At 72.4% G+C, this 26,647-nt stretch carries 23 protein-coding genes and 1 riboswitch; of the genes, 15 read left to right on the forward strand and 8 right to left on the reverse strand.

All coding sequences use genetic code 11. From position 1 onward, the window contains the following. Positions 1–45: 45 nt before the first annotated feature. From OG413_RS37025 to OG413_RS37035, 3 genes are all read left to right on the forward strand, one after another. Positions 46–1,245: a S8 family peptidase gene (locus OG413_RS37025; protein WP_266813400.1), complete on the forward strand. Its 1,200-nt coding sequence runs from the start codon at positions 46–48 to the stop codon at positions 1,243–1,245. Between the two features lie 130 nt (positions 1,246–1,375). Continuing rightward, entirely contained in the window at positions 1,376–1,693 is a 318-nt protein-coding gene (locus OG413_RS37030; RefSeq protein ID WP_266813402.1) for a cupin, read from the forward strand. 295 nt (positions 1,694–1,988) lie between these two features. Then, positions 1,989–2,879 carry a YihY/virulence factor BrkB family protein gene (locus OG413_RS37035; RefSeq protein ID WP_266814244.1) on the forward strand — a complete coding sequence of 297 codons (891 nt, stop codon included), beginning with the start codon at positions 1,989–1,991 and terminating at the stop codon, positions 2,877–2,879. Positions 2,880–2,929: 50 nt separating this feature from the next. On the opposite strand, the gene OG413_RS37040 is transcribed toward OG413_RS37035, so the two are convergent. Continuing rightward, positions 2,930–4,165: an MFS transporter gene (locus OG413_RS37040; RefSeq protein WP_266813403.1), complete on the reverse strand. Its 1,236-nt coding sequence runs from the start codon at positions 4,163–4,165 to the stop codon at positions 2,930–2,932. Positions 4,166–4,245: 80 nt separating this feature from the next. Here OG413_RS37040 and OG413_RS37045 point away from each other — a divergent pair, with 80 nt between their 5' ends. Continuing rightward, the gene (locus OG413_RS37045) at positions 4,246–5,148 is read left to right on the forward strand and encodes a LysR family transcriptional regulator (protein ID WP_266813405.1); all 903 of its coding nucleotides are present in this window, start codon (positions 4,246–4,248) and stop codon (positions 5,146–5,148) included. Between the two features lie 129 nt (positions 5,149–5,277). Here the strand turns inward: OG413_RS37045 and OG413_RS37050 are convergent, their stop codons facing one another. Beyond that, entirely contained in the window at positions 5,278–6,114 is an 837-nt protein-coding gene (locus tag OG413_RS37050) for a M12 family metallo-peptidase (RefSeq protein WP_266813406.1), read from the reverse strand. Positions 6,115–6,645: 531 nt separating this feature from the next. On the opposite strand from OG413_RS37050, the gene OG413_RS37055 reads away from it, so the two are divergent. The 10 genes from OG413_RS37055 to OG413_RS37100 all read left to right on the forward strand — a co-directional run bounded on the left by OG413_RS37055 (position 6,646) and on the right by OG413_RS37100 (position 18,647). Continuing rightward, entirely contained in the window at positions 6,646–7,533 is an 888-nt protein-coding gene (locus tag OG413_RS37055; protein ID WP_266813407.1) for an ABC transporter substrate-binding protein, read from the forward strand. A 434-nt stretch (positions 7,534–7,967) separates the two neighbouring features. Beyond that, on the forward strand, positions 7,968–8,900 hold the full coding sequence (locus OG413_RS37060; RefSeq protein ID WP_266814246.1) for a carbohydrate kinase: 933 nt from the start codon (positions 7,968–7,970) through the stop codon (positions 8,898–8,900). Positions 8,901–9,182: 282 nt separating this feature from the next. Then, complete coding sequence (locus OG413_RS37065) at positions 9,183–10,208, forward strand: beta-ketoacyl-ACP synthase 3 (protein ID WP_073728793.1); 1,026 nt, start codon at positions 9,183–9,185, stop codon at positions 10,206–10,208. Further along, entirely contained in the window at positions 10,192–11,442 is a 1,251-nt protein-coding gene (locus tag OG413_RS37070; RefSeq protein ID WP_266813411.1) for a beta-ketoacyl synthase, read from the forward strand. Before OG413_RS37065 ends, OG413_RS37070 begins: the two co-directional genes overlap by 17 nt. Positions 11,443–11,515: 73 nt before the next feature. Beyond that, positions 11,516–13,549 carry an acyl-CoA dehydrogenase gene (locus OG413_RS37075; protein WP_266814248.1) on the forward strand — a complete coding sequence of 678 codons (2,034 nt, stop codon included), beginning with the start codon at positions 11,516–11,518 and terminating at the stop codon, positions 13,547–13,549. An 88-nt stretch (positions 13,550–13,637) separates the two neighbouring features. Beyond that, on the forward strand, positions 13,638–13,925 hold the full coding sequence (locus OG413_RS37080; RefSeq protein WP_266813413.1) for an acyl carrier protein: 288 nt from the start codon (positions 13,638–13,640) through the stop codon (positions 13,923–13,925). Beyond that, positions 13,922–15,145, forward strand: a complete 1,224-nt coding sequence (locus OG413_RS37085; protein ID WP_266813415.1) for a beta-ketoacyl synthase — start codon at positions 13,922–13,924, stop codon at positions 15,143–15,145. The genes OG413_RS37080 and OG413_RS37085 overlap by 4 nt, the downstream gene beginning before the upstream one ends. A gap of 234 nt (positions 15,146–15,379) precedes the next feature. After that, positions 15,380–15,567: riboswitch (cobalamin riboswitch) on the forward strand. A gap of 34 nt (positions 15,568–15,601) precedes the next feature. Next, complete coding sequence (locus OG413_RS37090; protein ID WP_266813417.1) at positions 15,602–16,669, forward strand: ABC transporter substrate-binding protein; 1,068 nt, start codon at positions 15,602–15,604, stop codon at positions 16,667–16,669. 128 nt (positions 16,670–16,797) lie between these two features. Next, positions 16,798–17,793 (forward strand): iron ABC transporter permease, encoded by a 996-nt coding sequence (locus OG413_RS37095; RefSeq protein WP_266814250.1) that lies wholly within the window; start codon positions 16,798–16,800, stop codon positions 17,791–17,793. Next, the gene (locus tag OG413_RS37100) at positions 17,790–18,647 is read left to right on the forward strand and encodes an ABC transporter ATP-binding protein (protein ID WP_266813418.1); all 858 of its coding nucleotides are present in this window, start codon (positions 17,790–17,792) and stop codon (positions 18,645–18,647) included. Before OG413_RS37095 ends, OG413_RS37100 begins: the two co-directional genes overlap by 4 nt. 291 nt (positions 18,648–18,938) lie before the next feature. On the opposite strand, the gene OG413_RS37105 is transcribed toward OG413_RS37100, so the two are convergent. Next, the gene (locus OG413_RS37105) at positions 18,939–19,940 is read right to left on the reverse strand and encodes a PRC and DUF2382 domain-containing protein (RefSeq protein ID WP_266813420.1); all 1,002 of its coding nucleotides are present in this window, start codon (positions 19,938–19,940) and stop codon (positions 18,939–18,941) included. 408 nt (positions 19,941–20,348) lie between these two features. Here OG413_RS37105 and OG413_RS37110 point away from each other — a divergent pair, with 408 nt between their 5' ends. Continuing rightward, positions 20,349–20,996, forward strand: coding sequence for an adenosylcobinamide amidohydrolase (locus tag OG413_RS37110; protein WP_266814252.1), 648 nt, complete (start codon positions 20,349–20,351; stop codon positions 20,994–20,996). 3 nt (positions 20,997–20,999) lie between these two features. Here OG413_RS37110 and OG413_RS37115 read toward each other — a convergent pair whose 3' ends face one another. From OG413_RS37115 to OG413_RS37135, 5 genes are all read right to left on the reverse strand, one after another. Next, a complete protein-coding gene (locus OG413_RS37115; protein WP_266813422.1) occupies positions 21,000–21,485 on the reverse strand; it encodes a nuclear transport factor 2 family protein in 486 nt (161 codons plus the stop codon). Between the two features lie 166 nt (positions 21,486–21,651). Further along, positions 21,652–22,917, reverse strand: a complete 1,266-nt coding sequence (locus tag OG413_RS37120; protein ID WP_266813423.1) for a sulfite oxidase — start codon at positions 22,915–22,917, stop codon at positions 21,652–21,654. Further along, complete coding sequence (locus tag OG413_RS37125) at positions 22,914–24,101, reverse strand: homoserine O-acetyltransferase (RefSeq protein ID WP_266814254.1); 1,188 nt, start codon at positions 24,099–24,101, stop codon at positions 22,914–22,916. Before OG413_RS37125 ends, OG413_RS37120 begins: the two co-directional genes overlap by 4 nt. Continuing rightward, positions 24,098–25,459, reverse strand: a complete 1,362-nt coding sequence (locus OG413_RS37130) for a bifunctional o-acetylhomoserine/o-acetylserine sulfhydrylase (protein ID WP_266813424.1) — start codon at positions 25,457–25,459, stop codon at positions 24,098–24,100. Before OG413_RS37130 ends, OG413_RS37125 begins: the two co-directional genes overlap by 4 nt. Before the next feature lie 158 nt (positions 25,460–25,617). Further along, the gene (locus OG413_RS37135) at positions 25,618–26,511 is read right to left on the reverse strand and encodes an RNA polymerase sigma factor SigF (protein ID WP_266813425.1); all 894 of its coding nucleotides are present in this window, start codon (positions 26,509–26,511) and stop codon (positions 25,618–25,620) included. Between the last annotated feature and the right edge of the window lie 136 nt (positions 26,512–26,647).

The following is a 26,647-nucleotide window of genomic DNA, read 5'->3' on the forward strand; positions in this document are numbered from 1 at the left end:
GATCTGCCTCTTCCCCGCACGATCCCCCCACCCCGAGGAGAACGTATGCGCCTGCGCGCCCGCTGGGCACCAGCCGCTCTGCTGCTGGTCGTCCCCCTGATCGGCAGCAGCCCCCAGGCCACGGCCGACACCGGATCGAGCGGTGTCGTGGTGCGGCAGTCCGCCCGCGCCGTCCCCGACCAGTACATCGTCACCCTTCGGCCCGAAGTGTCGCCGGACACCGTCCTGCGGCAGTTCGGGCTCCGCGCGATGTACACCTACGGACGCGTCGCGCGCGGCTTCGCCGCCACGCTCACTCCCACTCAGCTCAGCCAGGTTCGGGCCTTCCCCGGCGTCCGGTCCGTCGAGGAGAACGGCGAGGTCGCCGTCGTACCCACGGCATCGAAGACGCGAACGACCGGGCTCCGGGCCGTGGCCGCGTCCTGGGGGCAGGACCGGATCGACCAGCGACAGTTGCCGCTGGACAGGACCTTCACCACGACCGCCACGGGCAAGGGCGTGACGGTGTACGTCGTCGACACCGGGATCGACGCCGGGCACAGCGAGTTCGGCGGCCGGGTGGTCAACGGATTCGACGCCATCAAGGACGGCCGCAACGGTCAGGACTGCAACGGCCACGGCACCCATGTGGCGGGCACGGTCGGCGGGGCGACGTACGGCGTGGCCAAGTCCGTCTCGCTCGTCAACGTGAAGGTGCTCGACTGCGAGGGCAGGGGCACCTGGGCCGGCATCCTCGCCGGATTCGACTGGGTGGTCGAAGACGCCAGGAACTCCGGCCGTCCCGCCGTGCTGAACTCCTCGCTCGGCGGCGCGAAGTCGCAGGCCGTCGACGACGGGATCAACGCCGTCGCGGACGCGGGCGTGCTGCCCGTCGTCGCGGCCGGCAACGACGACATCGACGCGTGCGGCATCTCCCCGGCCGGTGCCGAACGCGTGGTCACCGTGGGGGCGAGCGACAACCTCGACCGGGAGACCTCGTTCAGTAACTGGGGCGAATGCCTCTCCCTGTACGCCCCCGGCGAGGGCATCGTCTCCGCCAAGCTCGGCGGCGGCTCCGTCGCCCTCGACGGCACCTCCATGGCCAGCCCGCACGTGGCCGGTGTTGCCGCCCTGCACAGGGAGGCGGACCCGGCGGCGGGTCCCACGACCCTCGCGAACCGGCTGGCCGACGAGTCGACCCCGGACGCGCTGTCCTATCTGAGTCCCGGCTCGCCCGACCGGCTGCTGTACACCGGCGGACTCTGACCGTCCGGTCCGCGCCGCGGGTCCTGCGGATCCGCCACGGGTCCTGCGGGCGGATGTCCGGGTCGAAGCCCGACCCGGGCGGCGTACCGCAGGATCGCGGGGCAGCGGGGGCTGCGGCACAGTGGGGCGTATGGATGACCTCAACGCCCTCGCCGACGAGCACCTGGCCGCCGCCCGCGACGCCGCGCACGGACGCAGCGCCCACCTCCTGCTCCAGCAGCCTCCGCTGCGCCAGACGGTGATCGCCTTGACCTCCGGGACGGCGCTGGACGAGCACAACGCGCCCCCCGCCGCCTCCCTCCAGGTGCTGCGGGGCTCGGTCCGGCTGACGGCGGGCTCCGGCGACGTGGAACTGACCACCGGGGAGCTGCACCCGATTCCGCGGGAGCGGCACGGCCTGCTGGCCCTGACGGACGCGGTGGTCCTGCTGACAGCGGTCAACGACTGACGGCGGCGGCGGGCGGCGGAGTCAGTCGAGAGCCGCGTCGGCGGACGGCGGCGGGCGGCGGGGGTCACTGACCGGCCGATGCCGACGGCCGAAAGGGGGGCCGCGGCAGACGGACCTCACCGAGCGACTGCGGCCGGACAGCGGGACCGGTGTGCATCGGCCCGGACGAGGCATGAGAGAAAGGTGCAGCCGGGGGCGTCCGAGGAACGGGCGAAGGATCCCGGCCCGCCGCACCTGCCCACGTCCCCGGAGTACGAGCTTGTCCAGCCGGACCGCCACACCCGCCGTCGAACGCATGCCCCGCACCACCGGGCACACCGGGCACACCGGGGTGCGGCGCCGCTGGTTCAGCGCCCTGCGCCGCACGCCCGTCGCGCTGTGGAACGATGACATCTCCGACTGGGCAGCCGCCCTGACGTACTACGCCATCCTCGCCCTGCTCCCGGCCCTGCTCGTCACCGTCTCCGTGATCGGTCTGGCGAATCCCGGGGCCACGAACGCGCTGATCGCCGACATCACCGCCTTCGCGCCCGCGGAATCCGGCGCCGCGCTCCGCCAGCCGCTGGAGGCGGCCACCCATGAGCGCACCGCCGTCTGGCTGCTCGTCGCGACCGGGACCGTCAGCGCCGTATGGTCCGCGTCCAGCTACCTGGCCGTCTTCCGCAGGGCGCTGCACGCCATGCACCACGTCCAGGACACCCGGCCGGCGCTGCGCAAGGCCCACATCATCGTCGTATCGGCCGTCGGGCTTCTGGTGCTGCTGATGGCCAGCGCCTTCGCTCTCGTCCTCACCGGGCCGCTGGCCCGCTGGCTCGGACACCGGATGGGGCTGGCCCACGCCAGCGAGACCCTGTGGGCGGTCCTCAAATGGCCCGTGCTGCTCTGCCTCGTCGCCTGCCTGATCCTGGTCCTCTTCCGCACCGGTCCGCGATCGGCCCGGGGGAGGAGCCAGGGGCTGCCCGGCGGCATCCTGGCCGCGTTCCTCTGGCTCGTCGCCTCGGCGGGATTCGCGCTGTACGCGACCCACATCGGCAGCTACAGCCGGCTGTACGGTTCGCTCGCGGGCCTGGTCGTCTTCCTGATCTGGGTCTGGTTCACCAATCTCGCCCTGCTGGCCGGGGCACAGTTCAACGTGGAACTGGCCAGGCCCGCCCGCGAAGCCTCCGGCTCGTCCGCCTCGGACTGAAGCGCCGCGCGCCTGGCCCGCCCCCGGACAGCAGGCCCGGCCAGGAACGTTCAACGGGTCCGGACCCGCTCCAGGACCCACAGCGCCGTGCTCACGGCGGCCAGCGAGGCGCCCAGGACGCACACGCCCGACCAGCCCGCACCGGCCCACACCACCGCGGCCAGGGACGCGCCCACCGCGCCGCCGACGAAGAACAGCGTCATGAAGGCGGAGTTGATCCGGTTGCGGGCCTCCGGGCGCAGGGCGTAGATCACGTTCTGGCTGCTGTTCAGGCCCGCCTGCTGGGCGATGTTGAGCAGGATCACCCCGGCCCCCAGCCACCACAGAGAGGTCTCGCCCGCGAGCAGTGGCAGCCAGGCGAGTGTCAGGAGGACTCCCGCGGCGCCCGACACCGCCTGGACATGGCCGCGGTCGCCCAGCCGGGCCGCGAAGTTCATGCCCACCACGCCGATGACGCCCAGCAGCCCGAAGAGCCCGATGGCGGCCGCGGTCCAGTCGTAGGGCTGCCGGGTGAGCAGAAAGGTCAGCGCGGTCAGCTGCACGCTGTACGAAGCCATGGAGAAGGCGCCGATGGCGGCCCGTGAGCGCAGCAGGGGTTCCTCGCGCAGCAGGGCGAGCGTGGAGCGGAGCAGCGCGCCGTACGTGGTCGGCGCCGCACCGTTCGCCACGGGCAGCCGGGGCAGCTTGCGGTGGAGCAGAACGGCCATGACCGCCATGAGCAGGGCGTTCACCCAGTAGACGGTCCGCCAGCCGCCGAGTTCGGACAGGGCACCCGCGGCCATGCGCCCCACCAGGCCGCCGAGCAGCACCCCGGACATGACGACGCCGACGACCCGCCCCCGGGCCTCCGGGGCGGCCAGGGTGGCCGCGAAGGGGACGATGACCTGGGCGCCGACCGAGGTGAGGGCGACGAGGGCCGTCCCCGCGAGGAGGAGCGGACCGGAGGGGGCGGCGGCCGTCAGCAGCAGGAACAGCGCCGTCGCGGCGAACAGCCCCACCGCCAGGCGCCTGCGCTCGGTGATGTCGCCGAGCGGCACCAGCAGGATCAGGCCCAGCGCGTAGCCGGCCTGGGCGGCCGCCACGATCAGTCCGGCCAGGGTGACGCCGATGTGCAGGTCCTGGGTGATCAGGTCCAGGAGGGGCTGCGCGAAGTAGTTGCCCGCGGCCGACAGCCCGGCCGCCAGCGCCATCAACAGGATCGGACCGCGTCCCAGGGAGGCCGACGGGGCGGCGGGGGGCGCCGAGCCCTGGTGCGGTGCGCGGGTGGTGTGCGAGGAGTGAGCCATGCGCATCAGCGTCGCGCCGCACCCATCGATCAGTCCAACACATGTTTTTCATTCCAGCGATCGTGATTCACGATGGCTGGATGGAACTGCAGCAGATGCGCTACGTCGTCGCGGTGGCGGAGACGAGGAACTTCACCCGGGCCGCGAAACAGTGCCTGGTCGTCCAGTCCGCGCTCAGCCACCAGGTCGCCCGGCTGGAGAAGGAGCTCGGCGCCCGGCTCTTCGACCGGTCCAGCCGCCATGTGCGGCTCACCGCGGCGGGGGAGGCGTTCCTGCCCGCCGCCCGGCAGGCCCTGGACGCGGCGGAGCGGGCCCGCTCCGAGGTGGCCGCCGCGGCCGGTGAGGTCAGCGGGCGTCTCGCGATCGGGGCCATTCCCACGGTCACCGCGGTCGACGTCCCGGGAGCGCTGGGGGAGTTCCACCGCCGCCATCCGAAGGTACGGATCGTGTTGCGCGACGGGGCGAGCAAGGACCTGGTGGAGGGGGTCCGGACGGGCGCGCTCGACCTGGCCTTCCTCGGGGTTCTGCCGGACTACCGGCCCAAGGGCGTCAGCGACCACGAGCTGGCCCGGGGCGAACTGGCCGCGATCACGGCCGTCGATCACCCGCTGGCGGACGAGGAGGAGGTGGATCTGGAGCGGCTGGCACGGGAGACGTTCGTCGACTTCCCCGACGGCACGGCGGCGCGGGCGCAGTCGGAGGAGGCGTTCACCGCGATGGGACTCGTCCGTGACGTCGCCTACGAGGTCACCGGTGCCGACTTCGTCGCCCGGCTGGTCCGCAAGGGGCTCGGGGTGGCGCTCCTGCCCACCGCGTTCGCCGATGAGGTGCCGGGGGTGCGGGTGGTGCGGGTGCGCAACGCTCCGGGGCGGGTGGAGCGGCTCGTCTGGAGCCGGTTCCGCCCGACCCCGGCCGCCTCGGCGTTCCTGGCCGGCCTGGGCGTCGGGCCGTGGAGCGCGGATGCCACGGACGCGGGCGGCTGAACAGGACGCGGATGGCTGAACGGGGTGCCGTCGGCGACGGTCACGGGCCTTGGACGGTTGCTGGTGCCGGGCGGCGTCGGACCATCCCGGTGTCGCCCCGTCTCGGTGCCGACCCGTCCGCGCCGCGGATCAGCTCCGGCCGCGGTATCCGGCGACGACGGGCAGGGTCTCGCGCAGGGCGCGGGCGCTGTCGTTGGACGCGTCGCCCAGGCTGCGGCCCCGCCAGCTGCCGTCCGCGCTGGAGAACCGGCTGATCCGTTTGCAGTGGTCACCGCACGAGGACCGGTACGCCATGATCGTGTAGTACTTGCGGTCCTCGGTGACCCAGCCGGTGTTGTAGGGGCGGACAGGGCTCACGTCCATCGAGCCGTCCGCATTGCCCTCGATGGTGCCCCGGTCATGGGCCAGGCCCAGATTGTGCCCGATCTCGTGGCTCACCGAATCCAGGTCGATGCCGTCGACATCGACGACCGAATAGGCGTACTCGTCCGAGGCGCTGTCGAGCGTCGGCGTGTAGTCGGCGGTGCCACCGCCGCGCTCCGGCTGGTCCACCACGAGGGTGACCAGATCGGCCCCGTACCTGGCGCGCCGCTCGTGGACCTCCCGGCCCAGGCGCGAGCCGTTGTGGTCCTTGAGGCCGCGGTAGGCGGCGTGGAACTGCTCCGATCCGTCGTACGCGCTATCGGTGTACGGGCGGACCATCCTGATGGCTCCGCAGACGCCGCTCTCGTGCAGGGAGCGGTTCATCCGGGTGGCGATCTGCTGAGCCGACGCGAGGACCCGGGGCGCTCCGCCCACGCGCGCGGCGGCCTTCGGGGTGTAGACCGCGAGCACGTCGACGACCGGGCAGTGTGCCGAGGCGTGCCGGGTCGGGATGCCCTGCGACACCGCGTCGTGGGCGGAGGCCGCGGAGAGCGACGCACCGAGGAGGGCGGCCATGGTGGCCTTCAACGTGGTGGATTTCATGAGGAGTTGTCTCCAACCGGGCGGCCGAGCGGGCGATGACACGGAGTGTCTTATTTCTAACAGCCGGTGACATGTCCTGCTTGCTGTGTCGGCTCGCGTGACCGGCGCGGGGGTGGTCCGGCCGCTCGGCGCACCATCTTTTTCACGGAATTCCCACGTGCGCGCCCGATGTGGGAGCGGGGTGGCGCGGTGCCGGGTGGATCGGGCGCAAGTGCGTTGAATGTACGACGAGTTGACGAGCTGTCCCGGCGGTGGAAGGGGGCGGCGCGGAGATCGGCCGACGGGGCGTTCGCGGCCGCGGATCGGATGAAATGTAAAGAATTGTGAAGGTGTGTCGAGGGGGCGGTCGAGGGGGCGGTCGAGTGGCGCGATCGCGTGGCGCGCGACCGTCGCGGATTCCCGGGGGACGTGCGACGGCGGGCGCGAACGTGAGGGCGGGCCGAGGGGTGTGGTGGCGGCGGGCTGGGCAGGTACACCTGTGCGAGTGCGGACGAGTGGGCCGGCGGTCGGCGGCAGAGGGGCGTGTGTGGCGTGACAGTGCAGAGCGAGTGGCGGTTCTCCGACGACCGGGGCCGGCTGTCCACGGCCGCGCGGCGCCCTTCCCGGGTGCTCGCGTACGTCCAGGCCGGCGCGACGCTGTGGGACTACGGGATACGGGCGCGGGGGATATTCGGCTCCGACCACGATGGTGCCGGTCCCGACCGGGCCAAGACGGGGACGCTCCCGCTGGACGAGGTCGACTACCTCGGCGCGGGCGGCGCGCTGGACGTGGAGACGCTGCTGCGCGACGAGCCGGACCTCGTGGTGGCCGTCAGCTACGGCGGCGGCCATGTCTACGGGCTGGCCCAGGACACCGCCAAGCATCTGGAGGAGCGGGTCCCGGTCGTCGTCCTGGATGTGGGCCGGGCCCGGACGTTCACCGAGATCGGTGACCGGTTCGCCGAGCTGGCCCGCTCCCTCGGTGCCGAGGCCCGGCCGACGGCGACCGGTGACCTGGAAGCCGCCCGGGAACGGCTGCGCGCGGTCGTGGGCGAGGGGTCCGGCGACGCGGTCCGGGTGGTCGCCCTGTCCCCGGCAGGCGTGGCGGAGGCTCATGTCGCCCGCCCCCGGATGTGGCCCGAACTGCGGGTGCTCGCCGAGCTCGGCGTACACCTGGTGGAGCCGGCCGAAGGGCCCGGTGCGAACTGGTCCACCATCGGATGGGACGCGGTGGCGTCGCTGCGGCCGCAGGTCGTCCTCGCCGACATCCGGTCGAACGCCACCCCGCTCGACGAGCTCCGGGAGAACGCGGACTGGTCCACGCTGCGGCAGGGCGCGCGCATCGTGCCGTGGAACCCGGAGCCGCTCTACGGCCCTCCTGCCCATGCCCGTTTCCTCGACCTGGTGACGGACGCGCTCCGGGCCGCGCGCGGAGAGTGAACGACCTGCGTACCGTCTGACCCGGTACGCGAATGTTCCCGGCCGCGGGTGAGGAGGCGTGCGGGGTGGGGCGAGTGCGTGCCCGGCGCCCGCCGTGCGGGGCTTCCTCGGCGTCGGCATGCCGCCGCCCCGTAACCTCCACTCTGCCGCTGACCACGGTCGACGGTGAACGCCGCCCGCGCATACGGCTGTCGGGCCTCGGCCGACACCGCCGACGGCCACGCCGTCGACCTCGACCGTGCCGGGACGGCACTGCCGCCGCGGATCCGCGCCCGCGGCACCCGGGCCGGGGTATTCCTCCACGACCGGCAGGTCATCGATGTCGCCGACACGCACCACACACGCGGCAGGATCGGACTCAATGTGTCCGGAGGCCGAGCCTCCTGCCAGGACACCTTCGTCACGGCACTCCAGGAGCCCCTCTCATGTCTCGCATGCTCGACAGTCCCGACCTGCTGGTCATCGGCGAATGCGTGGCCGACATCGTCCGGCTGCCGGGCGCGGCCGACCAGGTGCACCCGGGCGGCAGCCCGGCGAATGTCGCGTACGGCCTGGCCCGGCTCGGCCGCCGCACCACCCTGCGCACCCAGCTCGGCCCGGACACCGACGGCCGGCTGATCCGCCGCCACCTGGAGTCCGCCGGGGTGGATGTGCGGACCGACGGGTCGGCCGCAGCCACCCCGTCCGCCTCGGTGACGCTGGACGCGGAGGGCCGGGCCACGTACGCCTTCGAGATCACCTGGACCCTCGCCCCGGCGGTGGAGGACCGGCCGCCCCACCATGTCCACACCGGGTCGATCGCCGCCGTGATGGAACCCGGCTCGGCCGCCGTGCTGGACGCCGTCGGGGCCCTGCGGAACACCGCGACGGTCAGCTACGACCCGAACGTGCGGCCGGAGCTGATGGGCGATCACGACGGTGTGGTGCGCCGGGTCGAACGCTGCGTCGCGCTGAGCGATGTCGTCAAGGCCAGCGACGAGGACCTGGAATGGCTCTACCCGGGGGAGTGCGCGCAGGAGATCGCGAGACGCTGGCTGGCCCTGGGTCCGGCCGTCGTCCTCGTCACCCGGGGCGGCGACGGCGCCCTGGCCGTACTCCCCGAAGGCCGGGTGACGATGGCCGCGCCGCCCAGCGAGGTCGTCGACACGGTGGGCGCGGGCGACGCGTTCATGTCGGGCACCCTGCACGCCCTCGCCCGGCACGGACTGCTCGGGGCCGAGGCCCGGGAGCGGCTGCACGCCCTCGACCGGGACACCGTCACGGACGTGCTGCGCCACGCGGTGGCCTCCGCCGCCGTGACCGTCGCACGAGCGGGCGCCAACCCGCCCGCCGAGGCGGAACTGCGGGAGGCGCTCGCCCGGATCTGAGACACCACTGTGCCGCCGCTCCTCGGGTACGGGAGCGGCGGCACCGGCAGGTCGGGATCCGGGACTCACCGGCCGGCCCATGCCCACCGGTGGCTTCGGGAAACATTTATAACCCGTTCGGCCCAGTCGAACGCACCCCCGCCCGGCGTTCCGCCGTTCGTCAACGGGTTGGCACGTTCGACAACGGAATCGGGGCAGTGGGTGGCGAGGGGACAGGCAGTCGACAGCGGTACGGGGCCGGGTGCACGCCGGGGAGTCTTACGGGCCGGCGCACGCACGGCGGTGCTGGAGAGCGTGGCGGGATGGGTGCCGGGGGAGCCGGTGGGCAACGACCAACTGCCCGCCGCCTGGGGGGTGGACGACACCTGGGTGCGGTCACGGACCGGCATCGGCAGCCGTCACCGGGCCGGGCCCGGACTGGCCACCGGCGATGTCGCCTTCGAGGCGGCCGGCCGGCTGCTCGGCAGGTCCCCGGCACCCGGACCGGTGGACGCCCTGGTCCTCGCCACCGCCACCCCCGACCACCTCTGTCCCGGTACCGCGCCCGCCCTGGCCGCACGGCTGGGGCTCGGTACCGTACCGGCGCTCGACATCGCCGCGGTGTGCAGCGGCTTCGTCTACGGACTGGCCGTCTGCCACGGGCTGGTGGCCTCGGGCCTGTACGAGCGGGTGCTGCTCGTGGGCGCCGATGTCTACTCGGCCTGGCTGGACCCGGCGGACCGCTCGGCGGGCGTGGTCTTCGGCGACGGGGCGGGCGCGGCGCTCGTGGCGGCCGGGCGCACCGGAGCGCCCGGCGAGCTGCTCGCGTTCGATCTGGGCAGCGACGGCACCGGGTACGACCTGATCACGGTGCCGGGCGGCGGTGCGCGGGCCCGGTCGACGGACCGCCCGGCGGCGGCGGGCGACGAGTTCTTCCGTATGCAGGGCCCGTCCGTGTACCAGCACGCCGTCCAGCGGATGACCGGATCGTGCCGCGAACTGCTCACCCGGGTGGGCTGGGACGCCGCGGAGGTCGACCACTTCGTGCCGCACCAGGCCAACGCGAGGATCCTGCGCGCGGTCGCCGAACGCGTCGGCATCGGGCCGCAGCGCTGTGTCACCCATCTGGAACGGGTGGGCAACACCGGCGCGGCCTCCATTCCCCTGGCCCTGGCGGACGCCGAGGGACGGGGCCGGTTCAGGGCCGGCGACCGGGTCCTGATCACCGCCTTCGGAGGCGGATTGACCTGGGGTTCCGCGGCACTTCGCTGGCCGGGCGCCCCGCAGACGATTTCTATGGAAGGAACACAGAATGGCGCAGTCCGCTGACAAGGACACCGGCACCGGCACCGCTGTCGCGGTGACGGGAGTGGGCCTGGTGACTCCCGCGGGTGCGGACGAGCACAGCTTCTGGGAAGGGCTGTGCTCCGGATACTCCATGGCCCGGCGCTGCGACGAACTCGCGGGCCTGCCCGTCGACTTCGCCTGTTCGGTCGACGGCCTGGACCTGGACGCGGCGGTGGGGGGACGCTCGGTGTGGCGGATGGCACGGTTCGTGAAGCTTGCCGTGGTCGCCGCCCGGCAGGCGGTCGCGGACGCCGGGCTCGATCCGGCCCGCTGGGACGGTGGCCGGGTGGGCGTGGTGCTGGGCGTCGGGGTCGGCGGCGTGTCCGTACTCGTCGACAACGCCGCCAGGCTGGCGGCCGGGGGCCCCGACGCGGTGTCCCCGCTGCTGGTCCCGATGATGATCCCCAACGCGGCCGCCGGAGAGGTCGCCATCGCGCTCAAGGCCCACGGCCCCAGCCTGGCGCCCGTGACGGCGTGCGCCTCGGGGGCCACCGCCATCGCCGTGGCGCGCGATCTGCTGCGCAGCGGCGAGTGCGACGTGGTGGTGGCCGGTGGCTCGGAGTCCGTGCTGACCCCGCTCGTGGTCGCCGCCTTCGCCAGGATGGGCGCCCTGTCCACGCGGACCGACGATCCGGCGGGCGCCTCCCGGCCGTTCGCGGCGGACCGGGACGGTTTCGTGATCGGCGAGGGCGCCGCCATGCTCGTCCTGGAACGCGCGGACGGGGCCAGGGCCAGGGGCGGACGTCCCCGCGCCCTGCTCACCGGGGCCGGGTCCAGCACGGACGCCCACCACCCCACCGCGCCGGAGCCCGGCGGCCGGGGCGCCCAGCGGGCGGTCGAGGCGGCCCTGCGGCAGGCGGGCTGGAAGCCGGGAGATGTCGACCACATCAACGCCCACGGCACCTCCACCCCGCTCAACGACGCCATGGAGACCATCCTCATCTCCCGGCTCTTCCCGCACCGGCCCCCGGTCACCGCGCCCAAGGGCGTCGTCGGACACACCCTGGCGGCGGCGGGCGCGATCGAGGCGGTGGCCACCGTGCTGACCCTGGAGCGGTCCCTCATCCCGCCGATCGCCAACCTGGATTCCCTGCCGGACGCCTTCCCGCTCGACTGCGTGACCAAGGAGCCCCGCCACCAGCGGGTCGAGACCGCGGTGAGCCACTCCTTCGGCTTCGGCGGCCACAATGTCGCACTCGCATTCCAAAGGGTCTGACCAGCGCTATATCCGGGAACGGCGAGGGGTGTCCTCGCCGTTCCTTGATCGTTCTACGTCCGTGACCGTAATGATGAATAGCTCGGCCCCCACGTCGACCACAGATCTGCTGACCCGGGTGCTCTACGGTGAGAACTTCCGTCAGGAGCACGGGTTCTGGCGGCGTTTGCTCACCACGGAACCTTTCCGCCGTCCCGCCTCGGGAACCCCCGACGAGCGGCTCGCCCTTTCCTACGACCGCCTGCGGATCCTCAACGAATCGATCGACAGCGCCGCCCGGCTGGCCGCTGATCCGCGTGCCCTCGCCGCCCTGCACGAATGGCTCAGCCCGGCCGACCCGTCGCTGGCCACGGTCGCGGGCATCCACTACAACCTCTTCCTCGGCAGCCTCCTCGACCACGACAACGGCTGCCGCCGCGACCTGTCGGAATTCCTCCAACTGCGGCGCACCGGAACCTTCCTGTGCACGGAGGTGGCGCACGGCAACGACGCGCCGGCTGTCGAGACCACGGCGACGTACGACCGCGAACGCGACGGCTTCGTCCTGCACACCCCGCACAGCGGGGCGCAGAAGTTCATGCCCAACACCGGCCCGGCCGGCGGACCCAAGGCCGGGCTGGTGGCCGCCCGGCTGCGGGTCGACGGCACCGACCACGGCGTGTTCCTCTTCCTCGCACCGCTCACCGACGACGTGCGCCCCCTGCCCGGCGTACGGGTGCGGCGGCTGCCCGCCCGGATGGGCAGCCCGGTCGACCACTGCCTGACCTCCTTCGACCGGTACTTCGTGGGGCGCGATGCCCTGCTGGCCGGTGAGCAGGGCGCGGTCGGCGACCGCGGGGAGTTCACCAGTGAAGTGGCCAACCGCAGGCGCCGGTTCCTCGCCTCCATCGAGCGGGTCGCCCCCGGCAAGATCTCCATGAGTGCCTGCGCGGTCGGATCCGCCCGGGTGACCCTGGCCATCGCCGTCCGCTACGGCGGCCACCGCCTCATCACCGGTTCCCGCGCCTCCCAGCGGGTACCGGTGTACGCCCACCGGACCCATCACGGCCCGCTCGCCGGGGCGATGGCCACGGTCTTCGCGATGAGCCTGCTGCACCGCAGGGCGCTCCAGCGGTGGGAGGAGCGCACCGACGCCGACCGGGACGACGCGGAGCGCCTGGTCGCCGTGGCCAAGGGATGGATCACCTGGCAGGCCCGCGATGTCATCGTCGAGTGCCGGGAGAGGTGCGGAGCGCAGGGGCTGCTGGAGAACAACGGCATGACCGAGGTGTTCAGCGGCGTGGAGGGAGTGATCACCGCCGAGGGGGACAATCTCGCCATCCATGCCAAGGCGGCCGCCGAGATGATGTTCGGCTTCGCACCGCGGGACGGGTCCGCCGCCCCCGCGGCCCCGGGCGACCTGGCCGACCCGCGGTTCCTCGGCAGGCTTCTCGCGGCGGTGGAGGAGATCTGCTTCACCCGGGCCCGGGAGCGGATGCGCGCGGCACCGTTCGGCGACTTCCTCGGCCGCTGGAACGCGGCCTCCGGACCGGCCCTGCGCGGTGTCGAGGCGTACGCGTACCGGCAGGCGGCCGAGGCGTACGCACACGCCGTGGAGGGCCTGCCCGAAGGACCGGCCAGGGACCGACTGGGGGAGCTGGAGCGGCTGTTCGCCCTTCAGTGGGTGGACCGCAACAGCGGCGACCTGCTCGCGGCCGGACAGGTGACCGCCGATCAGGTAAAGGAGCTGCCGGACGCCATCGAGCGGTTGATCGCCGCGGTCGCGGAGCACGCCCCCGCGCTGGTCGATTCGTTCGCTCTGCCCGACGCGCTGCTCGCCGACCGGCCGATCGCGGGGCCCGATTACGCGGACGCCTACGACGACCCCGACGGAGCCTGGCACCGGGGCGAGGACCGGGCGTCGCAGTGCGGCCAGGGCGGGCGGGAGACACGGTCCGCGCGCATGCGCGTCCGGGACCGTATCCGCCGCCGTTCGGTGCGCGAAAGCGTGGGGGCGGCCGGCGTCGGCGGCGTTCTGCTGGCGTACTGGGGAACGACCTCCGTGTTGTCCCGGTGGCTGGAGAAGCCGCAGGTGAGCGTAGACGAATCGGTTCGCCGGAAGGCGTAACCGGAACGTCGTCATCCAGTTATTTCGGCGGTGGGTAGATGCGTTCAACTACCCGCCGTTCGAGGTACATGCCGATGAGAGGTAGACAGTGAACACCGCGAAGACCGTGACGGCCGCGAGGACGATTCACCCGAAGATCACCGAGGTCCTGGCCGGGACATTCAAGGTGCCCGACTCCGAGATCTTCCCGGAGTCGACGATGGAAAGTCTGGAGATGGACTCCCTGGCCGTCGCCGAGTTCGCCGTCATCATCAAGGAGACGCTGGGCGTCGACGCCGACGCGGACACGCTCTACAAGGACGCCACACTCACCGACATCTCGGAGTTCATCCGTGCGGCCGTCGACGGTGCGGTGCCGGTGAGCTGCGCCCGATGAACAAGCCCGCCATCGCCGTCACCGGCCTGGGGATGATCACCCCGGTCGGCAACGACACCGACACCACCTGGGACGGCGTCTGCGCCGGGGTCTCACCCGCCCGCACCGTCCCTGAGCTCGAAGGCTGCGCGGTCGACTTCGCCTGCACGGTCTCGGGCATCGATCTGGACGCCGCGGTCGGAGGCCGTACCGCGTTCCGCATGGGCAAGTACGTCAAGTTCGCCGTCCTGGCCGCACGGGAAGCGGTCGCCGACGCCGGCCTGGACCCCGCAGGCTGGGACGGGACCCGGGTGGCCGTGGTCGTCGGCACCAGCAGCGGAGGCTCCGCCGGACTGACCGAACAGGCCGTCGCACTGGACCGGCGCGGCCCCGCGGCCACCTCACCCGCGGGCATCCTCCTCACGATCCCGAACATGCCCGCGGCGGAGATCGCCATCCAGATGCGGGCGACCGGCCCCAGTCTGGCGCCGTGCACGGCCTGTTCGTCGGGGGTCACCGCGCTCTCCGTGGCCCGCGATCTGCTGGCCACCGGGCAGTGCGACATCGCGATCGCCGGAGCCACCGAGTCGATCGTGTTCCCGGTGGCCATGACCGGCTTCGCCCGCTCGGGAGCAGCGGCGCTCCGGGACGGCGACCCGTCCAGGCTCTGCCGGCCCTTCGCGGCGGACCGGGCCGGACTCGTGATGGGCGAGGGCGCCGCCATCATGGTGCTGGAACGGGCCGAGGACGCCCGCGCCAGGGGCACGACCCCCAGGGCGCTGCTCGCGGGCACCGGCGCCACGACGGACGCCCACCATCCCACCAGCCCGCATCCCTCCGGCACCATCGCCCGAGCAGCCGTCGACGCCGCACTGCGGGACGCCGGATGGCGCGCCGAAGACGTCGACCACGTCAACGCGCACGGCACTTCCACAGCGCTGAACGACGCCACCGAAGCCGCCCTCATCAGCCGGGCCTACCCGCACCGGCCGCCCGTCACCGCCCCCAAGGGCGTACTCGGGCACTGCATGGGGGCAGCCGGTGCCATCGAGGCCGGGCTGACGATCCTCACGCTTCAGCACGGTGTCGTACCGCCGATCGCCAACCTGGACGCCCCGGCGCCCGAGTTCGACATCGACTGCGTCACCAAGCTCCCGCTGCGGCTGCCGGTACGGCGGGCCGTCAGCCACTCCTTCGGCTTCGGCGGCCACAACGCCGTGGTCGCTCTGCAGCGCCCGTAGCCGAGCGCCGGTAGCCGACGGAGACACTTTCGGGCCGGTGCGGCGGGACGACCTCCCGGCCGCACCGGCCGCAACGCACCGGCCGCAACGCACCGGCCGCAACGCACCGGCCGCAACTCACGCGGCGCAACGCACTTGCCGTCGTCGCGCAGCCCTTCAACGCACGCGCCCGCTACGAGTCAGCCCTCGTCGAACCGGCCGCGACGCACTGCCACCGGGACCCGGCACAGCGCGTGATAGCTTGCCAACGCCAGTCGAACTCCACGCAAGGAGTCAGGGAATCCGGTGCGAAACCGGAACTGACGCGCAGCGGTGAGGGGGACGGGCGGGGCCACGGCCACTGGAACACCACGGTGCTCCGGGAAGGCGCCCCGTCCGAAGGAACCCGAGTCCGAAAACCTGCTGGCACCTGCGGCCCCCACCGGGACGCAGCGCTCCGTACCACGGGCTCCGCGCATGAGCCCAGAGACGCAGAGGGACCCCGTGCCGCCCATAGCCCAGCCCGTACGTGCCGCTGCCCTGCTCACGGCGGGACTCGTCCTGCTGACCGGCTGCGGTGGCGGAACCGAATCCTCGACGGCCGGTGGGAGCAACGCCGACGGCTACCCCGTCACCATCGAGAACTGTGGCCGCACCGTCACCGTCGGGGCCGCACCGGAACGGGCCGTCTCCCTCGACCAGGGATCGACGGAGATCCTCCTCTCCCTCGGCCTCGCCGACAGGCTCGCGGGCACCTCCACCTGGACCGACCCGGTCATGAAGGGGCTGGAGAAGGCCAACGCGGAAGTGGAGCGGATCGCCGAGAACCGGCCCTCGTCGGAGAAGGTCCTCGACAAGGAACCCGACTTCGTCAGCGCGTCGTTCGCCTCGACGCTCGCCAAGGGCGGCGTCGCCCCCCGCGACCAGTTCGAGGAACTCGGCGTCCCCACCTATGTCTCGCCCGCCGACTGCACCGGCAAGGACAACAGCAGGGGCGGTGACGGATCCCGCACCGCGAAGCTGACCATGGACAGCGTCTACGCCGAAGTGCGTGACCTGGCTCGGGTGTTCGGCGTCGAGGAGCGGGGCGAGCAGCTTGTCGGCAGGCTGCGGGCCCGGGTGGCGAAGGCGACCGCGGACAGCGACGCCGCCGACGCCAGCCTCCTCTACTGGTTCTCCGACTCCAAGGCCCCGTACCTGGCCGGCTGCTGCGGCGCCCCCGGCATCATCACCAGGGAACTCGGCGCGAAGAACGTCTTCGACGACACCCACGAGGAATGGCCGCAGATCAGCTGGGAGACCGTCGCCGACCGCGACCCCGACGTCCTGGTCATCGGTGACCTCACCCGCAAGGCACAGACCGCCGAGAGCGCCGCGAAGAAGATCGCGTTCCTGGAGTCCAACCCCGTCACGAAGAACATGGACGCGGTCAAGCACCGGCGGTACGTGCTGCTCAGCGGCCAGGCCCTGAACCCGTCCATCCGGACGGTCGAGGGTCTGGAACGCGTCGCCGCCGGACTCCGGGACTTCGGACTCAGCGGGTGACGGACACCGAACGCGCCGCCGCCGCACCGGCGGGGAAGACCCGGCCCGCACAACCCTCCGGCCCGGGCGGGGCGCTCGGGCCCCATGCGCCTCGCGCCCGTGCCCGCGTACGGCGCACGCGTGTCGCACTGCTGTGGACCTGCGGTCTCGCGCTGCTCCCGCTCTCCGTCGCGGTCGCCGTCACCATCGGGCCGGCCCGGATCTCCGTCCCCGACGTCTGGTCCGCCGTCGCCGCGCATCTCGGCGTCGGTGAATCGACACTCACTCCGATCCGGGACGGCATCATCTGGAACCTGCGCATGCCCCGCACCCTGCTCGCCGCCGTGTGCGGCGCCGGGCTCGCGGTGTGCGGCACCGTGATGCAGTCGCTCCTGCGCAACCCGCTCGCCGACCCCTTCGTCCTGGGAGTCTCGTCGGGCGCCTCGACCGGCGCGGTCGTGGTGGTCGTCCTCGGGGTCGGCGGGGGAGCGGTGTCGATCTCGACCGGGGCGTTCATCGGGGCCCTGTGCTCGTTCGCCCTCGTCCTGCTGCTCAGCCACACCCTCGGGGGCACGGTCGACCGGGTCGTGCTCTCCGGTGTCGCGGCGATGCAGCTGTTCTCGGCGCTCACCTCCTTCGTCGTCATGACCGCGGCCGACGCCGAGCAGACCCGCGGGGTGCTGTTCTGGCTCCTCGGCTCGCTGGCCGGGGTCGGCTGGAGCGACGTGGGGGTCTGCGCCGCCGTCCTCGCCGGCACGCTGCTGATCTGCCTGGGCCACGCCCGTACCCTTGACGCCTTCGCCTTCGGCCAGGACGCGGCGGCGGCCCTCGGCGTCCATGTCGCCCGCACCAGGATCGTGCTCCTGTGCACCACCGCCCTGCTCACCGCGGCGCTGGTCAGCTCCGCGGGCGCCATCGGGTTCGTCGGCCTCGTACTGCCGCATGCCGCCCGCGCGCTTACCGGCTCCGGGCACCGGCGGCTGCTCCCCGTCACCGCCCTGGCCGGGGCGGTCTTCCTGGTCTGGGTCGACACCCTCGCCCGGACCGTCCTGGACCCCCAGGAGGTGCCGGTCGGAGTCGTCACCGCTCTGATCGGGGTGCCCGCCTTCGTGCTCGTCCTGTACCGCACCCGGAGGACCGCATGACGCGCCGGCCCACCGGGGCCACCGAGGGCACGGGAACCCCCGAAGGTACCGGGGGCACCAAGGGCACCGGGGGCCTGTGGGCCGAACGCGTCAGCCGGGAGGCGGGCGGGCGGCTCATCCTCGACGGGGTGAGCATCACGCCGCCGCCCGGCGCCACCGTCGCGCTCCTCGGACCCAACGGGTCGGGCAAGTCGACCCTGTTGCGGGTACTCGCGGGCGTCCTCGCCCCGGGCAGCGGCACCGTCACGCTGGACGGCCGCCCGCTCGGCGACATCGGCCGCCGCACCGTGGCCCGGCGCGTGGCCGTGGTCGACCAGCACGCGGCCACCCAGGTCGAACTCAGCGTGCTGGATGTCGTACGTCTCGGGCGCATCCCGCACCGCCGCGCGTGGTCCGCCCCGGACCGGGCCGACGAGGAGGCCGTACGCGAAGCGCTGGAGCGCACCGGACTGGCCGACCGAGCCGGACAGTTCTGGCACACCCTGTCCGGCGGTGAGCGCCAGCGGGTCCAGATCGCCCGCGCCCTGGCCCAGCAGCCGCGCGAACTCCTCCTGGACGAGCCGACGAACCACCTCGACATCCAGCACCAGTTGGAGCTGCTGTCCCTGGTCGCGTCGCTTCCGGTCACCAGCGTGATCGCGCTGCACGACCTCAACCTCGCCGCGATGTTCTGCGACCGGATCACGGTGCTGAAGGCGGGCCGGGTGGTCGCGGCCGGCACCCCGGCCGAGGTGATCACCGCAGAGCTCGTCGAGGACGTCTACCGGGTACGGGCGGTCGTCACCCCGGACGGCCCGGACGGGCGGCCGTCGGTACGTTTCCTGCCGGGTCGTCGACCGGCCGACGCGCGGTAGGGGACGCCGTCGTACCGGTCACCGGCCGGGAGTCGGAGTCACCGTCCGGGAGTTCGCGTGACTGGCACGGGAGTTGGAGTCACCGTCAGGGAGTTCGCGTGACTGGCACGGGAGTTGGAGTCACCGTCAGGGAGATCGAGTCACCGTCCGGGAGTTCGCGCCGGGCGGCTCGCGGACCGGGGAAGAGCGCCGCGCCGGAAAGCCTGTACCCATCGCGCCGGGCGGGCTGCGACAGCAGCCCGCCCGGCGATCGAGACCATGGGAGCGGCGTTCGGCCGCGGTGTGCGGGGGTCAGCGGCGGCGTCCCTGGCCGAACTCGCCGCCCATGTCCTTGCCCGTGCCCATGTCCTTGCCGTCCGCGTAGTCGATCTTCTCCTTGCGAACCTCGGCGGAGACCTCCTTCTGCTCGGTGACCCTGTTGGTCTCCAGGCGGACGCGCTCCACCGGGACGGCCTCCTTGCGGACGGTGGCGCGTTCGGCGTGCAGCGTCACCTCCACGTCCTGCTCACCGATGTTCTGCGTCCCGGCCGACTTCTCGCCCGGACGCATCGGCTCGCGGACCACCCGTACCTCTTCGTGGGACACCGGCACGGTGCGGGTGACGTTCTCCGTCACGACGTACTTGTGCAGGCGTGCCCTTCCGCTCTCGTACTCCTCCGTTCCGACGAGCAGCTGCTCCTCGGAACGGATCATCTCCTCCTTGCCACCGAGTCCGGTGGCGGACCGTTCGGCCCCGGCTCCGGCGAGTGGGCGTGCCGTCGCGGAGGTGTCCATGCCACGATGCTTGCCCATGCCGGTACCCGCTCCTGCCATGTCCGCGGTCGTGCCGGTGCCGGTGGTGGTGGTGCGGCCCGTGGCTGCCGCGCCCCGTGTTCCGGCGCCCGCGGCACCCGCAGCGTCCAGCGCACCGGTTCCGGCGGCGGTCGGCGTGCCGGTACCGGCACGTCCCTTGTCACCGATGGTGCCGGCCTTCCTGGTCAGCCCGTAGTGCCGGTAGAGTTCTTCCTCCTCCGAGACGGACAGGTGCGCGTCCGCGTCCACCCTCGGGGCGTCCTTGACGCTGTCCTTCGGATATGAGACGTGCAGGTCGGAGCCCACTCGACGGGCTCCGGCGAGCGGTACGAAGCTCTCCTTCATGCCGAACAGCCCGGTCTTGACCGTGACCCAGTCGGGCCTGCCGGTGTCGTCATCGACATACACCCGGCCCACACTGCCGACCTTCTCGCCCTCTTTGTCGTAGACGGTCAGACCGTCCAGCTCTCCGGAATCCGTGAAACCGTCAGCGGCTCCCATAACCGATTCCTCCTCGCCCGGACATGCCCTGTGGGTTGATCCACCAGGTGAGGCGCGTCCGACTTCCATCGCGCCTCACCCGGATGGACGCTGCAACTTGCCGGGCCGCAGGGCCGGCACGCCGAAGCGCCGGTCATGGCGCCAGGCCCCGTGCGACGGGACCGCGATCCGGCCGCTCCGGTTAGGCCGATCGGGTGAGGTCGGACGGTGCGGGCCAGCGGGCCGAGGGTGCGTCATCCGTGCGGAACGGCCGGATCATGTGGTATCAGAGATCGGACAAATTACCCATGGAGTGAGGTGATCGCGGCCTCTCCTAGAATCGACGCGAGCCTCCAAGGGCCATCCCGCAGCCGTCCGTCGTTCTGCCGTCCCACCCGGGGGTACATCATCCGATCCGCCGGCACACCTCTGCCCGGACAGCGCGGAGCCCTGCTGTCCCGGCGGGAGGACGGACAGGACCTGCACCACCTGGTGTGGCGGCTGGGGCCGGGTGTACGGGTGTGCAGCAGCGCCGTACTCGGCGGCGGCATCGGACCCCGCGCCTGGATCCTCAACGCACAGGTACCCGGTGGCTACCCCCGCCCGGACCCCGACCGCCACCTCGCCGAGATCGCCGCCGCGGAAGGGCTCACAGGACCGGGCGCCGGGCTGATGACGGCGGCCGACGTCACCGCGTACACCCGGGCCGCCGACGAGGGCGTGACGGCCACCGTCACCTGTGGGCTCGGCGTGCGGGGCTGGGCCGCGGCCCCGGCCGAAGCCACCGCCGGAGCGCCGCTCCCCGGCACCGTCAACATCGTCGTCACCGTACCCGCCGCCCTCTCCGACGCCGCCCTGGTCAACGCCGTCGCCACCGCCACCGAAGCCAAGGTCCAGGCGCTCCTGGACGCCGGTCTCGACTGCTCGGGCACCCCCACAGACGCCGTGTGCGTCTCGGCTCCCGACCCGGGGCCCGACGGTGGCGAACCCTTCGCCGGGCCGCGCTCGCCATGGGGGTCCCGCATCGCCAGGGCGGTGCACGCCGCCGTGCTGGCGGGCGCGCGGACGGCTCCCTGAGGCTCAGGCGCCGGACGGGGGCGGCGGCGCGATCCGCTCCGTGGCGCCGCCGAAGGCCAGCACCAGGGTGCGCGAGGCGAGCAGCCAGACCCCGTCGACCTTGCGGAACGTGTCCTCGTAGTGGCCGACATTCGCCGGCAGCCGCGGGGCGGGCAGCGAGTCCCCGGCACCGTCGACCCGGAAGGTCGCGAAATACGTCGTCGACGAGGCGGTGGTGGGCGAGTCGACGGTCACCAGGATGTTCGTGCACATCCGACGCGAGTGCCGGTCGGCGGGCCGGGAGCCGAAGTAGGCCCGCAGCGCCTCCCGCCCCTCGACCCGGCGCCCGCCCACGGGCCACTCCCACCGGCCGTCCGGGGTGAACAGGTCGGCCACCGTCGGCGGATCGCCGAGGTCGAGCCTGCGGACGAACTCGACTACGAGCCGTTCGCAGGCCCGCTCGGCCAGCAGCTGTTCCATCGGATCGGGTGGGTGCGCGCCAGGGGTCATGCCGGGTTTCTACCAGCCGCCCGGCCGGGGCCGCGCGCTCTTTTCCCGGCCGCGCGCCCTTCCCGCCGGTCGTACGCCATGTCCCCCGGGCCGTACGACCGGCGCCGGATCGGACGACCGGCGCCGCGTCTGACAACTGACACCACGGCGTACGACGGTCACCGGGTCAGACGACCGTCACCGGATGCCGGACCACCGCGTCGAACAGATAGCCCTGCGTGTTGTGGACCGCCACCTCCGGCTGTGTGCGCCCCGAACGGTCCGTCGCGCGGGCCAGCAGCACCCCGGCTCCCCGGCCCCTCGGCACCCAGTCGGCCGACCACCGGACCCAGCTGCCGGACCGGGGCTCGTCGCGCAGCCGGGCGCGCCGCCAGCGGGTACCGCCGTCGGTGCTGACCTCGACCGAGCGTACCGGCGCCCCGCCCGACCAGGACCGGCCCGTCAGCAGCACCCGGCGGTGCGCCGGGAACGAGGCGCCGAGGTCCAGCTCGAACGCGCTCTTCAAGGTCTGGCGGGTCAGCGGCGCGCTTCCCTCCGGCGGATGACCGGGGCCGAACAGGCGGTACAGACCCGTGTTCCACGGCGTGAACAGCGGCTCGGCGCTCACCTCGATGTCACCGACCCACTTGATGTTCGCGATCCCCACCCACGAAGGGACGATCAGACGGACCGGATGGCCGTGGTCGGGCGGCAGCGGCTCACCGTTCATCTCGTAGGCGAGCAGTACGTCGTCCAGAGCCTTCTCCACCGGCAGCGGTCTGCGCACCCGGCCCAGGTTGACGCCCTCGCTGATGACCTCCGCGTCGAGGCCGCGCGGCAGAACGTCGACCGCGTTCCGGCCGATCCCCGCACGGCGGAGCACGTCCGCCAGCCGCACCCCGCGCCAGCGCGCTGTGCCGATCGCGCCCATGGTCCACGCGGTGCCGCTGACCTGCTGGTTCTGCTGAGAGGCGTAGAAGCTGCGGGCATTGCCCGCGCACTCGACGAAAGCCGTGCGGGTGACCGCGGGCAGGGTGCGCAGATCGGCGTACGAGAAGTCGACCGGCCCTCCCGTCAGCCCGCTGCCCCACACGGTCAGCCGCCAGTCGGCCGCGCTGATCCGCGGGGTGGCGGTGTGGTTGCGGACGAAGAAGCGGTCGGCGGGGGTGAGCAGGCCCGTGGAGCGCAGTGCCGCGAAGTTCGTCTCGGCGTTGGTGCCACGCACCGTGAACAGCTCGGGCGGCAGCGGCTTCACCACGCCCGGCGCGGGTGCGGCCGCCCGCGCGGGCGCGGCGGTTGCCGGGACCAGCGGCCCGGCCACCGAAGCCGCCGCGACCAGCTTCAACAACTCCCGGCGGTCGAATCCGGCCGAGCGCGCACGGCCGCGCGACCACTGGCGAAGCCGTACCCGCTCGTAATGGTCCTCGGACTCGGACAGCGGTGCGGAACTCATGGGCGCTCCTGGGGAAGGTGAGAGGAACGAGGAACGGGAAGCAACTCCCGCAACATCATGCCCACTTGGCCGGTCTCGATCAGGAATCCGTCGTGCCCGTACGGTGATTCGACGGTCCTGAGCCGGTCCGCGCCCGGCAGCAGCGCCGCCAGCTCCGCCTGCTGCGTCAGCGGATACAACCGGTCCGAATCGACACCCGCGACCAGGGCGGGCATCCCCGCCCGGCGCAGCGCCCCGGCGACACCGCCCCGGCCCCGGCCGACGTCGTGACCGTTCATCGCCTCGGTGAGCACCACATAACTGCCCGCGTCGAAGCGGTGCACCAGCTTGTCCGCGTGGTGGTCGAGATATGACTCCACCCGGTAGCGGCCGCCCCGCCCCGGCTCTTCGCCCGGTTGCGGCTCCCTGCCGAACCGGGAACCCAGCTCCGGCTCGCTGCGGTAGGTGACATGGGCGATCCGCCGGGCCTGGCCGAGACCCCGGTGGGGACCCTCGCCGGGTGCCGCGTCGTGGTAGTGCCCGCCCCGCCACCCCGGGTCCGTACGGATCGCGGACATCTGCACCGACCCCCAGGCGATCTGCTCCGCGGAGGCGGCGGCCGGGGCCGCCAGTACGAGGAGGGACCCGGTGCGCTCGGGACGGCCCACCGCCCATTCCAGGGCCCGCATGCCGCCCATCGAACCCCCGACGACCGCCGCCCAGCGATCGATGCCGAGCGCGTCGGCCAGCGCCACCTCCGCCGCCACCTGGTCACGGACCGTCAGATACGGGAATCCGCCACCCCAACGAGTACCGTCCGGGCGCCGGGACGAGGGGCCGGTGCTGCCCTGGCAGCCGCCCAGCACGTTCGGCGCGACCACGAACCAGTGGTCGGTGTCGAGCGCCTTCCCCGGACCGACCAGCGCGTCCCACCACCCCGCGGTCGGGTGCCCCGGTCCCGCGGGCCCGGCCACATGGCTGTCACCGGTCAGCGCGTGCAGGACCAGCACCGCGTTGGCCCCGTCCGGAGCCCGCCGCCCCCATGTCTCGTACGCCAGGCGCACATCCGGCAGCGCGAGGCCGGACTCCAGCGTCAGCGGCCGGTCCAGGACCACCAAGGAACGTCCGCCGGGCGGGTCCCCCTCCCGCCGGCCTCCGGCGGCCGGCGGGAGGGGAAGTGTGCGGGAAGTGGCCGTCCGGTTCAGGACGCCGCCTTCGCGGCCCGGAATCCCGCCTCCAGATCCGCCGTGAGATCGTCCACGTTCTCCAGCCCCACCGAGAGCCGTACGAGGCCGGCGGTCGCACCGGTGGCGGCCAGCTGCTCCTCGGTCAACTGGCTGTGCGTGGTCGACGCGGGGTGGATGATCAGGCTCCGTACGTCACCGATGTTGGCGAGGTGGCTGAACAGCTCGACCGCGTCCACGAACCGCCTGCCCGCCTCGGCCCCGTCCCGCAGTTCGAACGACAGCACCGCACCGGCGCCGCGCGGCAGATAGCGCTGCCCCGCCTCGTACCAGCGGTTCGACTCCAGACCGGCGTAGTGCACCGCCGCCACCTCGTCGCGCTGCTCCAGCCACCGGGCGAGCGTCAGCGCGTTGGAGGTGTGCCGCTCCAGCCGGAGGCTGAGCGTCTCCACCCCCTGGAGCAGCAGGAACGCCGAGTGCGGCGAGAGCGCGGGCCCCAGGTCGCGCAGCAGCTGGACGCGGAGCTTCACGGCGAAGGCGGACGGTCCGAGATCCGGCCAGTAGCGCAGCCCGTGGTAGCTCGGGTCGGGGGTGTGGAAGTCGGGGAAGCGCTCGGAGTGCGTACCGAAGTCGAAGGTGCCACCGTCCACGACCACCCCGCCGAGCGTGGTGCCGTGCCCGCCGAGGAACTTCGTCGCGGAGTGGACGACGATGTCCGCGCCGTGCTCGATCGGCCGCAGAAGGTAGGGCGTGGGCACGGTGTTGTCGACGATCAGGGGCAGCCCGGCCCCGTGCGCCGCGTCCGCGACGGCCCGGATGTCCAGGACGTCACCGCGCGGATTGCCGAGAGTCTCCGCGAACAGCGCCTTGGTGTTGGGCCGGATCGCGGCCTGCCACTGCGCGATGTCGTCGGGGTCGTCGACGAACGACACCTCGATGCCGAACCGGGGGAGCGTGTGCCGGAACAGGTTGTACGTGCCGCCGTAGAGCGAGGTGGAGGAGACGATGTGGTCCCCGGCACCGGCCAGCGTCAGGATCGCCAGGGTCTCCGCGGCCTGCCCCGAGGCGAGTGCGACGGCCGCGACGCCGCCCTCCAGCGCCGCGATCCGCTGCTCCAGAACGTCCTGGGTGGGGTTGTGGATGCGGGTGTAGATGTTGCCCGGCTCGGCGAGCGAGAACAGGTCGGCGGCGTGCTGGGTGTCGCGGAAGACGAATGACGACGTCTGGTAGATCGGCACCGCACGGGCACCCGTAGTCGGGTCGGGGGACGCACCCGAGTGGATCTGCTTGGTCTCGAACGACCAGGCCGGACCGGCCTCCTGCCGGTCGTGGTCCTCGGGCGTGTGCCCTGCGGTGACGGAGTCGAGGGGCTGGCTCATGTGTTTCCTCGCACGCTGGTTCAGTGGCTGATCGGCAAGAAGCACGCGCTGTCGACGGGCTGACTACGGACCGTAGAGGGCATGGTGCGGGTCCGAGAAGCGTGTCGCCTGCTTGGCCACGAAGCTGCAATACGGAAGCAACACAAGGGATCCGGCGGCTACTCCTGGGTGAGCATCCCGCTGCGCAGCCGGTGCAGCATGCGGCTCAGCAGCCGCGACACATGCATCTGGGAGATCCCGAGTTCCGCGCCGATCTGTGCCTGCGTCAGCTCCTGGCCGAAACGCATGTCGATGATGCGGCGCTCGCGGGCGTCCAGCTCCCCGAGCAGCGGAGCGAGCGCGTGCAGATTCTCCACGCTCTCCATGGCCGGGTCCGGCTCGCCCAGCACATCGGCGAAGGTGCGCCCGCCCGCGTTGTGGCGTCCCGACTGCGAGGTGTCGGTCGGCATGTCCAGCGAACCCGCCGTGTACCCGTTGGACGCGACGATGCCCTCGGTCACCTCCGCCTCCTCGATGCCCAGATGCTCGGCCAGTTCGTGGACGGTGGGGTCCCGGTCGAGATCGCCCGAGAGGGTCTCCTTCGACTTGGCGAGGTCGACGCGCAACTCCTGCAGCCGTCGCGGTACATGCACGGCCCAGCTGGTGTCCCGGAAGAATCGTTTGATCTCCCCGACGATGTACGGGACGGCGAACGAGGTGAACTCGACCTCGCGGGAGAGGTCGAACCGGTCGATCGCCTTGATCAGACCGATCGTGCCGACCTGGACGATGTCCTCCATGTCGCCGCTGCCCCGGTTGCGGAACCGGCCCGCGGCGAACCGGACCAGGGACAGATTCATCTCGATGAGCGTGTTCCGTGCGTACTGGTGCTCCTGGGTGCCCTCTTCCAGGTCCCGCAGCCGGTCGAAGAAGAGCTTCGACAGCTTGCGCGCGTCCTTCGGCGCGATCTTCCCGGCGTCCTCGATCCATGGCAGCTGCTCAGCGGATTCTGCTCGTTCCACTGCGCCGGTCGGTTTCGCAGCGGTGGCGGTCTGCGCGGTGTGCGCCGTCATCTCGTCACGCTCCCCTGGTCGTAGGCCATGAGGTTTAAGCGCCTGCCCACGCGTATGACTCTCATGCGTCCCCGATGAATCGATCAGGTCACACGTGGGGAATTGGCCGGGAATCGACGTGTTCGACTCTGAGCGA

The sequence above is a fragment of the Streptomyces sp. NBC_01433 genome (assembly GCF_026340105.1).
Taxonomy (GTDB): domain Bacteria; phylum Actinomycetota; class Actinomycetes; order Streptomycetales; family Streptomycetaceae; genus Streptomyces.

Coding starts and splice junctions, on each gene's coding strand:
- OG413_RS37025 (WP_266813400.1), top strand. CDS start 46: ATGCGCCTGCGCGCCCGCTGGGCACCAGCCGCTCTGCTGCTGGTCGTC.
- OG413_RS37030 (WP_266813402.1), top strand. CDS start 1,376: ATGGATGACCTCAACGCCCTCGCCGACGAGCACCTGGCCGCCGCCCGC.
- OG413_RS37035 (WP_266814244.1), top strand. CDS start 1,989: ATGCCCCGCACCACCGGGCACACCGGGCACACCGGGGTGCGGCGCCGC.
- OG413_RS37040 (WP_266813403.1), bottom strand. CDS start 4,165: ATGGCTCACTCCTCGCACACCACCCGCGCACCGCACCAGGGCTCGGCG.
- OG413_RS37045 (WP_266813405.1), top strand. CDS start 4,246: ATGGAACTGCAGCAGATGCGCTACGTCGTCGCGGTGGCGGAGACGAGG.
- OG413_RS37050 (WP_266813406.1), bottom strand. CDS start 6,114: ATGAAATCCACCACGTTGAAGGCCACCATGGCCGCCCTCCTCGGTGCG.
- OG413_RS37060 (WP_266814246.1), top strand. CDS start 7,968: ATGCTCGACAGTCCCGACCTGCTGGTCATCGGCGAATGCGTGGCCGAC.
- OG413_RS37070 (WP_266813411.1), top strand. CDS start 10,192: ATGGCGCAGTCCGCTGACAAGGACACCGGCACCGGCACCGCTGTCGCG.
- OG413_RS37075 (WP_266814248.1), top strand. CDS start 11,516: ATGAATAGCTCGGCCCCCACGTCGACCACAGATCTGCTGACCCGGGTG.
- OG413_RS37085 (WP_266813415.1), top strand. CDS start 13,922: ATGAACAAGCCCGCCATCGCCGTCACCGGCCTGGGGATGATCACCCCG.
- OG413_RS37090 (WP_266813417.1), top strand. CDS start 15,602: ATGAGCCCAGAGACGCAGAGGGACCCCGTGCCGCCCATAGCCCAGCCC.
- OG413_RS37100 (WP_266813418.1), top strand. CDS start 17,790: ATGACGCGCCGGCCCACCGGGGCCACCGAGGGCACGGGAACCCCCGAA.
- OG413_RS37105 (WP_266813420.1), bottom strand. CDS start 19,940: ATGGGAGCCGCTGACGGTTTCACGGATTCCGGAGAGCTGGACGGTCTG.
- OG413_RS37115 (WP_266813422.1), bottom strand. CDS start 21,485: ATGACCCCTGGCGCGCACCCACCCGATCCGATGGAACAGCTGCTGGCC.
- OG413_RS37120 (WP_266813423.1), bottom strand. CDS start 22,917: ATGAGTTCCGCACCGCTGTCCGAGTCCGAGGACCATTACGAGCGGGTA.
- OG413_RS37130 (WP_266813424.1), bottom strand. CDS start 25,459: ATGAGCCAGCCCCTCGACTCCGTCACCGCAGGGCACACGCCCGAGGAC.
- OG413_RS37135 (WP_266813425.1), bottom strand. CDS start 26,511: ATGACGGCGCACACCGCGCAGACCGCCACCGCTGCGAAACCGACCGGC.